Raw genomic sequence first — 12403 nt, 5'->3', positions numbered from 1 at the left:
GTGGGCAGCGGATCCCTAGGGGACCGGGTTCCCGATGCCGATCGTCGCGAGCTGCATGTTGTGGTCGCTGCCCTGGAGGCTCTTGATGAACGTGCCGTCCTTGTGGAGGCGCAGCACGTTCGCGTAGCGGTACGTGTACGGCGAGTTCTTCAGCAGGATGTAGTCGATCCGGCTGGTCTCGTACGGGTGCACGACCGGCTTCGAGCCGTAGCCGTTGTCGAGCGCGTGCACCTGTGGGCCCGAGCCGTTCGCGGTGCTGACCTTCATGCCCGTGCGGAGGCTCTTCTTCGACACGGCGGCCGCGTCGAACCAGCCGTCCTCGATGAACATCGGCTGCACCGGGTACGACGTGCGCGTCGCGTCCGAGTTCAGGTCGCCGCCGAAGACGATCGGCAGGTTCCCGTCCGCCGCGGCCTTCGCGTCGATCGCGGCGATGAGCTTCGCGACCTCCTGGGCCCGCGTCCTGGCGACGAGCGCGGAGTCGCCGACCGGGAGGTGCGCGGCGACCGCGTAGAACTGGCGCCCGCTGCCGTTCACCCGGAGCTTGGCCCAGGTGAGCCAGCGGTCGGCGCTGACGGCGCTCTTCGGGTCCCACGGCGTCACGCCGAGGCCCTGGACGTCCGTCACCCGGGTGTCGCTCGCCGAGCGCGCCGGGGCGAAGAAGCCGTGCGCGAGCAGCGTCAGCTTGGCCGGGTTGTAGAAGATGTGCGAGCCGGCGGTGATCTTCGACTGCCACTTGCCGCCGTCGAGGCGCATGGCCTCGCGGACCCGCTGGTAGACCTCCGGGTCGGCCAGCGTGAGGTGGTCGAGCCGGTTCGCCAGGTCCTGGTACTGCGTGTGCTTCGCGCAGGGGAACGTGTTGTAGTACACCGAGTCGGTGCACTGCGTGCCCTTGCGGAGCCCCGTGGAGAGCTCGGCGGTGAGGAACAGGTCGGGATCGGCCAGGTTGACGGCGTCCGCGACCCGCTGGGCGCGCGCGGCCCACTGGTTCTCGGTGTGGAACCCGGAGGTCGCCTCGACCGTCTGCGTGTTCATCTCCGCGACGACGAGCTTGTCGACGTCGGCGGGCGCGGCTGCGGCCGTCTGCGCGAAGGCCCACGTGCCCGGAGGGGACGGCCGGTACTTGCGCTTGTAGTCGTAGGAGGTGCCGTAGGCGGTCGAGCCGCTGTTCGACTGCACGACCTTCACCCACACCGGGTTGCCGGTGCCGGCGCCGATGTACGGCCGGTACTTCGCCGGCACGGTGATCGTGATCGACCGCGTCGTCGCGGGGTACCACGCGGAGTGGAAGGAGCGCTCGTTCGCCAGCACGCTGGAGCCGGCGATGACGGCGACCTTGTTCGCGCGGCCGCCTCCCGTCCAGCTGACGGTCACCTGGTCCGTGCCCGGGCCGGGGGCGACGCTGACCTTGGACGTCGGGAACGGGACGCCGGCGGCGGCCTTCGCCGTGACGACGGCGCTGCGGGCGATGGAGGCGGTGAACTGCGTGCGGTTCGGCGTGACGGCGACGTAGTAGGCGGTGCCGTTCTTCAGCTTCCCGACCTTCAGCGCGCGCTTGCTCGTCGTGACGACCTTCGCGCGGCTCAGCGACTTCTTCGTCGAGACGCGGACCGTGTAGGTCTTCGCGCCCGGGACGGCGGACCAGGCCGCGGTGAGCGCGCGGTCCCCGGTGACGACCTTGAGCTTCGGCGAGATCGGCGCGGCCTGCGCGGGCGCGACGGCGATCGCCCCGCCGAGCGCGACGGCGCCGAGCGCGACCGCGGCGACGGCGGTCCGGATGCGGCGGCGGACGCGGCGAGCGGTCGCCCGCGGGCCGGGATGTGAGGCAGCAGAGCGCATGACGGTCCCCCCAGAACGGATGCAGCAGCCCCACCCTAGGTTCGGCGGAGGAACAGCGCGGACCCCCAGAGTGCGGGGCCACCAGGGCCGACGCGCCCCGACACGCCGGCGCGCGCCCGGACGGGATCAGCCGGTCGGGCCGAAGCGCTCCGTGCGGATGCGGTGCTCCTGGTGCCCGAGCGCGAGGAGCGCGTCCGCGACCGCCTCGACGAACCCGGTCGGCCCGCAGACGAAGACCGACGGGTCGTCGGCCGGGGGCACCACGAGCTCGGCGAGGTCGTCCCGGCCGAGCCGCCTCGGCTGCAGCGGGCTGCCCTCCGGCACCCGGCGGGAGTACCGCAGGTCGACGGTCACCCCGCCGCCCGCGACGATCCGGGCGAGCTCGTCGCCGTAGTAGGCGCGGTCGGGGTCGGTCACCCCGTAGAGCAGGCGGAACGGCACGGTCGACCCGGTCGCCTGCCGCGTCCGCAGCATCGACATGAGCGGCGCGACGCCCGAGCCGCCGGCGATCAGCTGCACCGGCTGCGGGTCCGCGTCCGGCCGCCAGACCAGCCAGCCGCCGACCGGCCCGCGGACCTCCACGGCGTCCCCGATCTCGATGACGTCGACGAGGTAGGGGGAGACCTCGCCGTCGGCGAAGCGCTCGACGGTCACCTCGATCGGGTCCGCACCGGCGGCCGACGACAGGGAGTACGACCGCTGCGCGGTGTAGCCGTCCGGCGCGCTCAGCCGGATGTCGATGTGCTGGCCGGCGAGCGCGGGGCCGAGGTCGGGCGCGGCGAGCCGGAGGGAGCGTGCGCTGGCGGTCTCGGCGCGATCGCTGACGAGCGTCGCCGGGACCCACCGGTTCCGGTCAGGAATAGCGCTCCTCCAGCCACGGGTCGCCGTGGTCGTGGTACCCGAGGGCCTCCCAGAAGCCCTGCTGGTCGTGCTCCATGAAGCGGAGGGAGTTGACCCACTTCGCGCTCTTCCAGAAGTACAGGTGGGGCACGAGGAGCCGGGCCGGGCCGCCGTGCTCCGCGGCGAGCGGCTCGCCGTCGAACTCGAAGGCGATCCACGCCTTGCCGCCGAGCAGGTCGGCGACCGGGAGGTTCGTCGTGTAGCCGCCGTAGCTGCCCGCCATGACGAAGCCGGCCTTCGTGTCGACGCCGTCCATGAGCTTGTCGACGGAGACGCCGCGCCAGTGCGTGTCGAACTTCGACCAGCTCGTCACGCAGTGGATGTTCGTGTCGATGGTCTCCGGACCGAGGTCCATGAGGTCCTGCCAGGACCACTGCTTCGACGCCCCGCTCTCGGTCGTCAGCGTGAACCGCCAGTCGTCCGTGCGGATCCGCTGCGTGGGGCCGGCGGTGAGCACCGGGAAGCCGTGCTCCTCGTACTGGCCGGGCGGCAGGGCCGGGTTCGTGCTCCGTCGACGGCCGCCGAAGCCGGGGGAGAAGATCGCCATGGAGGTGCTCCTTCCGAGTCGGAACCATCGTTCCACGCGGACGCCCCTCGGCGCTGTGCGAGATTGGACCCGTGACGGCCGTGAACCTCGGGACCCCGCGACCCGCGCGCGCGCCGGTCGACACGAGCGACCGGCCGGCGGTCGACGGCCTGCTGGACCGCTTCGGCCGCACGGCGCACGACCTCCGCGTCTCGGTGACCGAGAAGTGCTCCCTCCGCTGCACGTACTGCATGCCGGAGGAGGGGCTGCCCGCGATCCCGCGCCGCGACCTCCTGACGGCCGCCGAGATCGGGCGCCTCGTCGGCATCGCCGCGCGCGACCTCGGGGTTCGGGAGGTGCGCTTCACCGGCGGGGAGCCGCTCATGCGCGCGGACCTCGCCGACATCCTCGCCGCCACACGCGACGCCGCGCCGGGCCTGCCGATGGCGCTGACGACGAACGGCATCGGACTCGACAAGCGGCTGCCCGCGCTGCTCGAGGCGGGGCTCGGCCGGGTCAACGTCTCCCTCGACACCGTCGACCGCGAGCACTTCGCGCGCCTCACCCGCCGCGACCGGCTGCCCGCGGTGCTCGCCGGCATCGCCGCGGTCCGAGAGGCGGGGCTCGACCCGGTCAAGGTGAACGCGGTGCTGATGCGGGAGACGCTCGGCGACGCGGCCGCCCTGCTCGCCTGGGCGGTCGACGCGGGCGTGCACCTCCGCTTCATCGAGCAGATGCCGCTCGACGCCGACGGCGTCTGGAGCCGCGAGTCGCTCGTGGACGCCGAGGAGCTGCTCGCCGCGCTCGGCGACCGCTACGAGCTCGTGCCGATCGGGCGGGACGACCCGTCGGCCCCGGCCGAGCTGTGGCAGGTGGCCGGGACCCCGGCGACGGTCGGCATCATCGCCTCCGTCACCCGGTCGTTCTGCCGCGACTGCGACCGCACCCGGCTGACCGCCGAGGGATCCGTCCGGTCATGCCTGTTCGGCGACGACGAGACGCCGCTCGCGCCGCTGCTCCGCGGCGGTGCGGACGACGCGGCGATCGCGACCGCGTGGCGCACCGCGATGTGGGGCAAGCAGGCGAGCCACGGCATGGATCGCACCACGTTCCAGCGGCCGATCCGGTCGATGGGGGCCATCGGTGGCTGAGGCGACGGTCCGCGTCCGCTACTTCGCGGCGGCCGCGGAGGCGGCGGGACGCGAGGAGGAGCAGGTGACCGTCGAGGCGACGGCCGGCGCCCTCCGCGGCTGGCTGGCCGAGCGCTACGGGCCCGCGATGCAGCGCGTGCTCGACGCCGGGTCCCTGCTCGTCGACGGCACGGTCACCCGCGATCCGGCCCGGCCGCTGCGCGAGCGCGTCGACGTCCTCCCGCCCTTCGCCGGCGGCTGACTTTTCACGGATCAGGACGATTTCGGCGACACGCCGCTTTCTTGGCCCGGCATTCGGCGTGTCAGCCGATCCGTCCTGATCCGTGCAACAGGACCGACTGGATGACCTCGAGCACCCAGTCGAGATCCTCCGTCACCTGGCGGTAGCTGAACCGGAGCACCCGGTAGCCCCAGGCCGCGAGCAGCGCATCCCGCTGGCGATCGGCCTCGAACTGCTCGTCGCTCGCGTGGTACTGCCTCCCGTCGACCTCGATGATCAGCCAGCCGCCGATGAGGAAGTCGACCCGGTGGTACGGCAGCATCCAGACCTGCAGGTCGAACGCGATGCCGAGCCGGACCAGGCCGAGCCGGAGGATCGTCTCGATCGGGCTCTCCGATCGCCCGTCGGCGAGGTCCCAGGCACGGCGGAGGCGCTCGGGCAGCGCCGGCCGGAGGAGCGACCAGGATGCGGTGGAGATGAGCGGCGAGCCGCCGCGCGGGACGTGGAGGGCCTTGTCCATCGCCGCGACGAGCCATTCGAACGGGACGAACGGCACGAGCTGCAGGAGCGCGTCGACGACGGCCACCCGGTGACCGCGGACCACCTCGACCCGGTCGGCCCACACCCAGCGGACGTCGGCCTCGTCGCCCGCGCTCGCGTGCGCCGTGCGGTCGCGGCTGTGCCGCAGCCGTGAGGCGTTGTCGGAGAGGCTCACGAAGAGCTCGTCGGGGGCGTCCTCCGGCAGCGGAAGGCCGTAGGACCTCGCGGCGGACACGGCGCCGAGCACGCCGCCGACGCGGACCGCCCGGACGGCGTCGTGCGGCAGCAGGGGATCCGCGTACCAGCCGATCCGCGGCCGCACGAGGGCCCCGAGGCGGAACAGTGCGGCGACCTGGTGGCGGGTGAGCCCGCTCGCGAGGAACGAGGAGATGTGGGCGACGCCGTCGTTCGCCTGCAGCACGCGGAGGGCGAGCGATGCGGTCGCGGCCCAGTCGATGGGAAGCATGCCGGGCACCATGTCGGAGCCGGCCGCCGACCGGACGTTCGAGCAGCCGATCGGAGCCCCGACCGCTCAGAACGCCGCTGGGGAGGACCGGAGCGCGGGCTCTGCTGCACGGATCAGGACCGGTTCGCGACACGCCGTCCGATCCGCGCCCGACATCGGCGTGTCGCCGAATACGTCCTGATCGGTGAAACCTAGAGGCCGACCCACTCCGTGGTGCCGTCGGGGGAGTGCTGGCGCTTCCAGATCGGCACCTCGGCCTTGATCGCGTCGATCAGCGCCGAGCAGGTCGCGAACGCCTCCGCGCGGTGCGGAGCCGCGACCGCGCACACCACCGCGACGTCGCCGACATCGAGGGTGCCGATGCGGTGCACGGCGGCGACGACGAGGTCGCCCGCGATCCGCTCGCACGTCGCCCGGAGGAACGCCGCCGCGTCGGGGTGGGCCGAGTAGTCGAGCCGGGTCACCGCGTGCCCGGCGTCGTGGTCGCGGATGATCCCGCGGAACGTCACGAGGGCGCCGTCCGCGGCGGACAGCACCGCGGCCTCCACGACCGCGGCGTCGATCGGCTCCGCGGTGATCGCGGCGAGGGCGACGGTCATGACGCGGGATGCGGCGCGGACTGGTGCGCGCCGTGGTCGTGGTCCGCCTCGCCGCGGATCTGGTGCCGGAGGTGGGGGAGGAGGTCCGCGAGCACGGTCAGCCCGTCGTCGACGCCGCCCGTCGAGCCGGGGAGGTTGACGACGATCGTGCCGTTCGCGAGCCCCGCGGTGCCGCGGCCGAGCGCCGCGGTCGGCGTGCCCGCCCGGGTGCGCAGCGCCTCCGCGACGCCCGGCAGCGGCCGGTCGAGCAGCGCCGCGGTCGCCTCCGGGGTCCGGTCGGTCGGGCTCGGGCCGGTGCCGCCGGTGGTGATGAGCACCTCGGGTCCGTCGGCGATCGCCGCGCGCAGCCCCGCTGCGACGTCCGCGTCGGCGACGACCGTCGCGTCCGGCGTCTCGAGCCCCTGCTCGCGCAGCCAGCCGACGATGCGGGCGCCGGTCGTGTCCTCGCGCGTGCCCGCCGCCGCGCCGGTCGAGACGACCAGCACGCGTCCGCCGCCGTGGCGCGGCGCCTCCGGGGCGGCGTGCACCTGGTCCCGCGTCCAGCGGCCGTGCTTGCCGCCCGTCTTCTCGACGAGCTGCACGTCGGTCAGGGTGGCGCCCGGGTCGACCGCCTTCACCATGTCGTGGAGGGTCAGCCCGGCGACGGTCACGGCGGTGAGCGCCTCCATCTCCACGCCGGTGCGCCCGGTCGTCGACACCCGGGCCTCGATCACGACGGTTCCGTCCGACGGTCGCAGGTCGACGGTCACCGCGTCGATCGGCAGCGGATGGCAGAGCGGGATGAGGTCGCTCGTGCGCTTGGCGCCGGCGATCCCGGCGATCCGCGCCGTGGCGAGCGCGTCCGCCTTCGGCAGCCCGTCCGCGACGAGGAGTCGGACGACCTCCGCCGTCGTCACCATCCGCCCGCGGGCGAGCGCCTCCCGCCGCGTCGCGGGCTTCGCGCCGACGTCGATCATCCGGGCGCGCCCGTCGTCGTCGAGGTGCGTCAGCGAGGAGGGCATGCGCCCATTCTCGCCGCCCCCGTCAGAGCGGGAGGACCGAGACGGTGCTGCCCGCCCCGACGAAGTCGGTCTCGGCGGGCACGTCGATCAGCACGTCCGCCCCCGCCATCGCGACGACGAGGTGGGAACCGGCGCCGCCGACCGGGTACACGCCTTCGGCCTTCACGACGCCGCGCAGCCACTGCCGCTTGCCCTTCGGCGAGTGCAGGGCCGCGGCGAGCGGCATCGGCACCGCCGGGATCAGGGGCAGGCCGACCGCGCCGCGGAGGAGCGGCCGGAGGAACACGGTGAACGACACCTGCGCCGACACCGGGTTGCCGGGCAGGCAGACGACCGGCACGCCGCGGACCGAGGCGAACCCCTGCGGGCCGCCCGGCTGCATCGCGATCTCGGTGACGTCGGCGCCGAGGGGCTCGAGCACCTGCCGGACGACCTCGTAGTCGCCCTTCGACACCCCGCCCGCGGTGAGCACGAGGTCCGCGGCGCCGACGGCGCGCAGCAGCGCCTGCTCGAAGGCCGCCGGGTCGTCGGGCGTCAGATCGACGAGGGCGACCTCCGCGCCGGCCTCCTGCGCGAGCGCCGCGAGCGTCACGCCGTTCACGTCGTGGACCTGCCCCAGGGCGAGCGGCGCTCCGGGCGGCACGACCTCCGCACCGGTCGCGATCACCGCGACCCGCGGCCGTCGGCGCACGACGACCTCCGCGACCCCGGCCGCCGCCGCGGCCGCGATGTGCCGCGGTGCGAGGTGCGTGTGCGCGGGCACGACGACGGTGCCGGGCAGCGCGTCGCTGCCGGCCTCGCGGACGAACGCGCCCGGCTCGACCGGGCGCAGGATGCGGACGCCGCCGTCCTCCTCCGCGGTCTGCTCGACGGGCACGACGCAGTCGGCGCCCTCCGGCACCGGTGCGCCCGTCATCACCTTGAGGAGGTGCCCCTCCTCGAGCGTCTGCGCGGCCGACGCCGCGGCCGGCACGACGCCGTCCACGGGCAGGACGACCGGCGTCCGGCGGACGTCGGCGGACCGCGCCGCGTAGCCGTCCATCTGCGCGTTGCGGAACGGCGGCAGCGGCCCCGCAGTCGTGACGGGTTCGGAGGTGACGCGGCCGAGCGTGCCCGCGAGCGGGAGCACCTCGGTCTCGTGGCGGGCGAGGCTCGGCCCGACGAGGGCGGCGATGCGCCCGGCGTGCTCGTCGACGGTGCGGCGGCGGGCCATCGATCAGTACCTCGGCACGTCCGCGTCGACCGTGCGGCTCCACCCGTCGATCCCGCCGGCCATCGACTTCACGGAGAGCCCGGCGTCCTGCAGCGCCTGCGCCGCGCGGAGGCTCCGGACCCCGCCGTGGCAGTAGGCGATGACCGGGCGGTCCACGTCGAGCTCGCCGATGCGGTCCGGCAGCTCGCCGAGCGGGATGAGCACGGAGCCGGGCAGGGCCGCGATCTCGGCCTCCCACGGCTCGCGCACGTCGAGCAGCGTGACGTCCGCTCCGCTCCGCAGCACCTCGGCCGTCTCGGCCGGTGAGATCTCCTCGATGTCCGCCATCGTCCCCTCGTCTCCCGATGTCCCCTGGTCGTCAGCCGCACCGTACGCGATCTCCCGGACGGTGGCCGCGGCCGCGTCGAAGACCAGCACCCGCCCGACGAGCGGCGCCCCGATGCCGATGAGCAGCTTCAGCACCTCGGAGGCCATGGCGCCGCCGACCGTGGTGCACACGCTCGGCAGCACGCCGACCGTCTCGCAGGTGTCCAGCGTGCCCGCGTCCGGCCGCCGGGGGAAGAGGTCCCGCCAGCGCGGCGCACCCGGTGCGGCCACGCCGACCTGCCCGGTGAAGCCGATCGCCGAGCCCCACACGAGCGGGATCCCGGCCGCCGCGCACGCGTCGTCGAGGGCGTAGCGGGCGTCGAGGTCGTCCGTGCCGTCGACCACGACCGTCGCCCCCGCGACGAGCGCGGGCGCGCTCGCGTTCGTGACCCGCTCGACCACGGCGGTGGCCGACAGCTTCGCGGCGGCGACCTCCGCCTTCCGCGCACCGACGTCGTCCGCGCCGTACAGCGTCTGCCGGTGGAGGTTCGTCGTCTCGACCCGGTCGTCGTCGACGATCACGAGGTCACCGACGCCCGCGGCGGCGAGCGTCGGGAGGATCGCGCTCCCGAGCCCGCCCGCTCCGACGACGACGACCCGTGCGGCGCCGAGCCGCTCCTGCCCCGCCTGCCCGAAGCCGGGCAGGCGCACCTGCCGGGCGAAGCGGGCGTCGAGCACCCGTCGATCCAACCACCGGCGACTCGGCTCCGCGGATGCGGCCAGTAGGCTCCATTTCCGACGCGAATGCGGAACGGGGGAGCGGTGGTCGATCGGATCAGGGTCACGGATGCGGCGGCACTGCTGGGCGTCAGCGACGACACCCTCCGCCGCTGGGGCGACAGCGGCCGCATCGAGGTCGACCGCTCGGCCGGCCCGGCGACCGTCGGCGGCGCCGAGCTCGCGGCGCTCGCGACGCAGATCGCCAACGAGTCGCCGCTCGCCCGCCTGCTGCCCGCCGAGGGCACGTCCTCCGCGCGGAACCGCGTGACCGGAATCGTCACCCGGGTGCTCCGCGACGGCGTGATGGCGCAGGTCGAGCTGCAGGCCGGTCCGTTCCGGTTCGTCTCGCTGATGAGCCGCGAGGCGGCGGACGAGCTCCGGCTCGAGCCCGGCGCGGTCGCGACGGCCTCCGTCAAGGCGACGACCGTCGTGATCGAGCACGCCGACCCGCGGCGGGAGGTCCGGTGACCCGCCGCCTCCCCGCGCTCGCCGCCGTCGCCGCGCTGGCCGCGCTCGCGCTCGCGGGCTGCGCGCAGGACCTGCCCGCCGCGAGCGGGGCGCCGTCCTCATCGCCCTCCCCGTCGCTCGGCGGCGGGATCACGGTCGACGCGGCCGCGAGCCTGAACGAGGTGTTCCCGAAGCTCGCCGCGTCCTTCCAGCAGGAGCACCCCGGGACGACGATCACCTTCAACTTCGGCGGCAGCTCGACGCTCGCGGCCTCCATCGTCTCCGGTGCGACGGTGGACGTCTTCGCCGCCGCGAGCACGAAGACGATGCGGACCGTCCAGGACGCGTCGCTCACGGCCGGAGATCCCGTCGTCATCGCGCGGAACGAGCTCGAGATCGCGGTGCCGCCGGGGAACCCGGGGAGGATCACGGGGCTCGCCGACTTCGGCGACGCGGCGAAGACGGTCGTCGTCTGCGACCGGACGGTGCCCTGCGGCGCGGCGGCCACGCAGGTGTTCGACCTCGCGAAGGTCGCACCGAAGCCGGACAGCTACGAGCCCGACGTCACCAGTGTGCTGACGAAGGTGGAGGGGAACGAGGCCGACGCCGGCCTCGTCTACGTCACCGACGTGCGGGCCGCGGGCTCGAAGGTCGAGGGCATCCCGTTCCCGGAGGCGGACGAGGCGGTCACCGCGTACCCGATCGCGCCGCTGAAGGGCTCGAGGAACGCGGCGCTGGCCGGGGCGTGGGTCGCGTACGTGCAGGCGCACGAGGCCGACCTACGGGCGGCCGGGTTCCTTGCTCCGCGATAGACCTCCGCGGCGCTCCTGCTGCGGATCCCGACTGCTGCGGCCGCGATGAGCGCGCGTCGTCGGCGCGACCCCCTCGCCCGCATCCCGCGCGCCGTGCTGGTCCCGGGCGCGATCGCCTTCCTGCTGCTCGTCGGCCCGCTCGTCGCGCTCCTGGCCCGAGCGCCGTGGGCGCACCTCGGCGACCTCCTCGCGGGCGACACCGTGCTACCGGCGCTCGGCCTCTCGCTCGGCACGGCCGCGGCGTCGACCGGGTGCTGCGTCCTCCTCGGCGTCCCGCTCGCCGTCGTGCTCTCGGGTGCCGACGGCTGGCCCGGCCCGCTGCGGCGGCTCGTGCGGGCGCTCGTGATCACGCCGCTCGTGCTGCCGCCGGTCGTCGGCGGCATCGCCCTGCTCCTGCTGCTCGGGCGGACCGGGCTGCTCGGCGGTCCGCTCTTCCAGGCGACCGGCGTGCAGATCCCGTTCTCGACCGCCGCGGTGGTCGTGGCGCAGACCTTCGTCGGCCTCCCGTTCCTCGTGCTCGGCGTGGAGGGAGCGCTGCGCGGCGTCGATCGCCGCTTCGCGGTCGCTGCGACCACGCTCGGGGCGGGGCCGTGGACGCGCTTCGTCCGGGTCACGCTGCCCCTCGCCGCGCCGGGCGTCGCCGCCGGCGCCGTGCTCGCGTTCGCGCGGGCGATCGGCGAGTTCGGCGCGACGGTGACCTTCGCGGGCAGCCTGCCGAAGGTCACGCAGACGCTGCCGATCGCCGCCTACCTCGCGCTGAACAGCGATCCCGAGGCGGCGATCGCGATCTCCGTCGTGCTCATGGTCGTGGCGGTCGCCGTGCTCGTATCGCTGCGGGACCACTGGCTGCAGGGGATCGGGCGGTGAGCGGCCTCGACGCCGAGCTCCGCGTCGAGCGCGACGGCTTCGTGCTGGACGCGCGGCTGGTGGTGCCCGCGCACCGGGTCGTCGCGCTCATGGGTCGCAACGGCGCGGGGAAGTCGACGGCGGTCGCGGCGATCGCTGGCCTCCTGCCCCTCGACGGCGGCCGGGTGGTCGTCGACGGCGAGGTGCTCGAGGACGTGGCGTCCGGCCGGGTCGTGCCACCGGAACGCCGCCCGATCGGCGTCGTGCAGCAGCAGTCGGCCCTGTTCCCGCACCTCACCGTCGCCGCGAACGTCGCCTTCGGGCTGCGGACGCAGGGGCGCTCGCGGTCCGCGGCCCGCGCGGAGGCGCATCGGCTGCTGACGGACGCGGGCCTCGCCGACCTCGCGGACCGCCGGCCGAGCGCCGTGTCCGGCGGCCAGGCCGCCCGCGTCGCGCTCGTCCGGACGCTGGCCCGGAGCCCGCGGCTCGTCCTGCTCGACGAGCCGCTCGCGGCGATCGACGCGGAGCTGCGGCCCGCGCTCCGCGACGCGATCCGCGCGCAGCTCCGCGCGTTCGCGGGCTCGGCGCTGCTCGTCACCCACGATGTCCGCGACGCGGAGGCCCTGGCGGACGAGGTCGTCGTCATCGACCGGGGCCGGGTGCTGCAGCAGGGGTCGCTCGCCTCGCTCAGGGCGGCGCCGGCCGCACCGATCGTGTCCCGACTCCTCGACGGCGCGACGGACTGAGCACGCCCGTT

The 12403-nt window shown here is 74.7% G+C and carries 14 protein-coding genes; 6 read left to right on the top strand and 8 right to left on the bottom strand.

Features of this window, described 5'->3' with window-relative positions; all coding sequences use genetic code 11:
- Positions 1-15 precede the first annotated feature (15 nt).
- The 3 genes from CLV52_RS15960 to CLV52_RS15950 all read right to left on the bottom strand — a co-directional run bounded on the left by CLV52_RS15960 (position 16) and on the right by CLV52_RS15950 (position 3286).
- A complete protein-coding gene (locus tag CLV52_RS15960; RefSeq protein WP_133767335.1) occupies positions 16-1839 on the bottom strand; it encodes an endonuclease/exonuclease/phosphatase family protein in 1824 nt (607 codons plus the stop codon).
- A gap of 126 nt (positions 1840-1965) precedes the next feature.
- Complete coding sequence (locus tag CLV52_RS15955) at positions 1966-2700, bottom strand: ferredoxin reductase (protein WP_133767334.1); 735 nt, start codon at positions 2698-2700, stop codon at positions 1966-1968.
- Positions 2693-3286 carry a molybdopterin-dependent oxidoreductase gene (locus tag CLV52_RS15950; RefSeq protein WP_133767333.1) on the bottom strand — a complete coding sequence of 198 codons (594 nt, stop codon included), beginning with the start codon at positions 3284-3286 and terminating at the stop codon, positions 2693-2695. Before CLV52_RS15950 ends, CLV52_RS15955 begins: the two co-directional genes overlap by 8 nt.
- 71 nt (positions 3287-3357) lie before the next feature.
- Here CLV52_RS15950 and moaA point away from each other — a divergent pair, with 71 nt between their 5' ends.
- Positions 3358-4416 (top strand): GTP 3',8-cyclase MoaA, encoded by a 1059-nt coding sequence (gene moaA / locus CLV52_RS15945; RefSeq protein ID WP_133767332.1) that lies wholly within the window; start codon positions 3358-3360, stop codon positions 4414-4416.
- The gene (locus tag CLV52_RS15940) at positions 4409-4657 is read left to right on the top strand and encodes a MoaD/ThiS family protein (RefSeq protein ID WP_133767331.1); all 249 of its coding nucleotides are present in this window, start codon (positions 4409-4411) and stop codon (positions 4655-4657) included. Before moaA ends, CLV52_RS15940 begins: the two co-directional genes overlap by 8 nt.
- A gap of 61 nt (positions 4658-4718) precedes the next feature.
- Here CLV52_RS15940 and CLV52_RS15935 read toward each other — a convergent pair whose 3' ends face one another.
- The 5 genes from CLV52_RS15935 to CLV52_RS18765 form a co-directional block, all read right to left on the bottom strand.
- Positions 4719-5642: an endonuclease domain-containing protein gene (locus CLV52_RS15935; RefSeq protein WP_133767330.1), complete on the bottom strand. Its 924-nt coding sequence runs from the start codon at positions 5640-5642 to the stop codon at positions 4719-4721.
- A 191-nt stretch (positions 5643-5833) separates the two neighbouring features.
- Entirely contained in the window at positions 5834-6241 is a 408-nt protein-coding gene (locus CLV52_RS15930; RefSeq protein ID WP_133767329.1) for a molybdenum cofactor biosynthesis protein MoaE, read from the bottom strand.
- On the bottom strand, positions 6238-7242 hold the full coding sequence (gene moaCB / locus CLV52_RS15925; RefSeq protein WP_133767328.1) for a bifunctional molybdenum cofactor biosynthesis protein MoaC/MoaB: 1005 nt from the start codon (positions 7240-7242) through the stop codon (positions 6238-6240). The genes CLV52_RS15930 and moaCB overlap by 4 nt, the downstream gene beginning before the upstream one ends.
- A gap of 22 nt (positions 7243-7264) precedes the next feature.
- Positions 7265-8455 (bottom strand): molybdopterin molybdotransferase MoeA, encoded by a 1191-nt coding sequence (locus CLV52_RS15920; RefSeq protein ID WP_133767327.1) that lies wholly within the window; start codon positions 8453-8455, stop codon positions 7265-7267.
- Positions 8456-8458: 3 nt separating this feature from the next.
- Entirely contained in the window at positions 8459-9499 is a 1041-nt protein-coding gene (locus CLV52_RS18765; protein ID WP_162850892.1) for a ThiF family adenylyltransferase, read from the bottom strand.
- 84 nt (positions 9500-9583) lie between these two features.
- Here CLV52_RS18765 and CLV52_RS18540 point away from each other — a divergent pair, with 84 nt between their 5' ends.
- Genes CLV52_RS18540 through CLV52_RS15900 form a run of 4 tightly spaced genes read left to right on the top strand, consistent with a single transcriptional unit; the run spans position 9584 to position 12392 of the window.
- On the top strand, positions 9584-10009 hold the full coding sequence (locus tag CLV52_RS18540) for a TOBE domain-containing protein (protein WP_246018182.1): 426 nt from the start codon (positions 9584-9586) through the stop codon (positions 10007-10009).
- Entirely contained in the window at positions 10006-10800 is a 795-nt protein-coding gene (gene modA, locus CLV52_RS15910; protein WP_133767325.1) for a molybdate ABC transporter substrate-binding protein, read from the top strand. The genes CLV52_RS18540 and modA overlap by 4 nt, the downstream gene beginning before the upstream one ends.
- Before the next feature lie 45 nt (positions 10801-10845).
- Positions 10846-11667, top strand: coding sequence for an ABC transporter permease (locus CLV52_RS15905; RefSeq protein ID WP_133767324.1), 822 nt, complete (start codon positions 10846-10848; stop codon positions 11665-11667).
- Positions 11664-12392: an ABC transporter ATP-binding protein gene (locus tag CLV52_RS15900; protein ID WP_133767323.1), complete on the top strand. Its 729-nt coding sequence runs from the start codon at positions 11664-11666 to the stop codon at positions 12390-12392. Before CLV52_RS15905 ends, CLV52_RS15900 begins: the two co-directional genes overlap by 4 nt.
- Positions 12393-12403 lie beyond the last annotated feature (11 nt).

The sequence above is a fragment of the Amnibacterium kyonggiense genome, assembly GCF_004364555.1.
In the GTDB taxonomy this organism is placed as follows: Bacteria; Actinomycetota; Actinomycetes; order Actinomycetales; family Microbacteriaceae; genus Amnibacterium; species Amnibacterium kyonggiense.
Note: the sequence above shows the minus strand (reverse complement) of the source record. Positions and strands in the feature narration are given on the sequence as shown.

Coding starts and splice junctions, on each gene's coding strand:
- moaCB (WP_133767328.1), bottom strand. CDS start 7,242: ATGCCCTCCTCGCTGACGCACCTCGACGACGACGGGCGCGCCCGGATG.
- CLV52_RS15930 (WP_133767329.1), bottom strand. CDS start 6,241: ATGACCGTCGCCCTCGCCGCGATCACCGCGGAGCCGATCGACGCCGCG.
- CLV52_RS15950 (WP_133767333.1), bottom strand. CDS start 3,286: ATGGCGATCTTCTCCCCCGGCTTCGGCGGCCGTCGACGGAGCACGAAC.
- CLV52_RS15960 (WP_133767335.1), bottom strand. CDS start 1,839: ATGCGCTCTGCTGCCTCACATCCCGGCCCGCGGGCGACCGCTCGCCGC.
- CLV52_RS15935 (WP_133767330.1), bottom strand. CDS start 5,642: ATGCTTCCCATCGACTGGGCCGCGACCGCATCGCTCGCCCTCCGCGTG.
- CLV52_RS15905 (WP_133767324.1), top strand. CDS start 10,846: ATGAGCGCGCGTCGTCGGCGCGACCCCCTCGCCCGCATCCCGCGCGCC.
- CLV52_RS15920 (WP_133767327.1), bottom strand. CDS start 8,455: ATGGCCCGCCGCCGCACCGTCGACGAGCACGCCGGGCGCATCGCCGCC.